Origin of the sequence: Devosia psychrophila (assembly GCF_000971275.1) — a bacterium.
In the GTDB taxonomy this organism is placed as follows: Bacteria; Pseudomonadota; Alphaproteobacteria; order Rhizobiales; family Devosiaceae; genus Devosia; species Devosia psychrophila.
In genome coordinates, this window is the sequence record NZ_LAPV01000190.1 from 1 (window position 1) to 1,350 (window position 1,350).

The following is a 1,350-nucleotide window of genomic DNA, read 5'->3' on the forward strand; positions in this document are numbered from 1 at the left end:
ATCCGACGCGCCTCTGCAAGCATTGGCACGCCGGTCTCGATAGCGGCGATAGTGACGGTTTCTGCCTTGCTCAGATGATCACGAGCGGTGGTCATCAACCGCGCGATGGTTCTGGCGGACGGCACTCTGTGCAACTGCTGATCTGAGGCCGTCTCGGCTCGCCGGCGACGAGTGGTCCACTCACCCACAACGCGCAAGGAGCCCCGGAAGCCTTTCTCCCTCAGTTGGCGCCACAGTTCGGAACCGTTGCAGCAGCCCGAACGCCATTGCTCGTCCAGCCAGGGCAGCCAGGGTTCCAGCGAACTCTGGCGGACCCGGAATATATCGGTGGGTTGACCGCGGATGACCTGCCGCACGAGTTTCCGGCTGTGGCCAGTCAATCGGACGATCTGCTTGATCGCAATACTCTCGCCGGCAAGCTTGAGGATCGCCGTGCTCGTCTCCTCGCGCCGGACATAACCATCATATTGCAGCCTCTCGGCCGAGGTCAGTAGTTCGGGGTTGATCGTAGTGGCGCCAATTGCGGCCCGGATCGACCGCATGGACTTGCGCACGGCATCGGTAAAAGCAGCACTGGCGTTTTCCATCAAGTGCCAGCGGTCGGCAACCTGGATTGCTTTGGGCAGCGCCCTTGCTGCCGCCGCGCCATATCCGCCACCGCGATCACGGGAGACGATGTCGATTTCGCGATGATCGGCGAGCCAGGCCGCCACAGTCGCGATTTCCCGATCGGGCAACAGTGCTAAGATCCGCCGCCGCTCCAGGTCGCAGACGACGGAACCGTACCGATGGTTCCTGCGTCAGGCCCAGTCATCAATGCCGACAACCTTCAGAATCTCAGTTGGCTGGCGGGCCCGGCGCCGCACCACCCTGAGCAGCGTGTCGTTGCTGACGGGCACCATCAGCCGCCGGGCCAGGCTTGCCGCCGGCCGTCCTCCAAGTGCCACCCCGAGATGATGGACGATACACTCCAGCCGCGACGACCGTCGTGATCGCTCTGCCACAACGCCATCGCCAAAGCGCTCGCCAAAGATCTTCCGCCGGCAGAATGGCGCATCGCAAACGAAACGCCGGGCCATAAGGCGAAGTTCAACCCGACGGCCAGCACAAGGCAGGTCGGAAACGGTTCGGAGATAGCGGCTGTGAATGCGTCTTGAGCGAATGCCGCACAGCGGGCAAAGCCTCTCAGGTTCCGCCGCCCGCGCCAGAACTACGATTTCAGCTTCTGTCTCGGTTATGCTCTCGACGACCAGTCCAGCCGGAATCAAGGACGAAGTCCGCATATTCATCGCCATGTTGCTGATTCCTCTTCGAAAACAGCACCACCTCGCCACCAAATATCATCGAGAG

At 61.9% G+C, this 1,350-nt stretch carries 1 pseudogene; it reads right to left on the reverse strand.

The features are described 5' to 3' along the window. Positions 1–1,295 (reverse strand): annotated as a pseudogene (locus WH91_RS19875) (ISL3 family transposase); the annotation flags it as partial. Between the last annotated feature and the right edge of the window lie 55 nt (positions 1,296–1,350).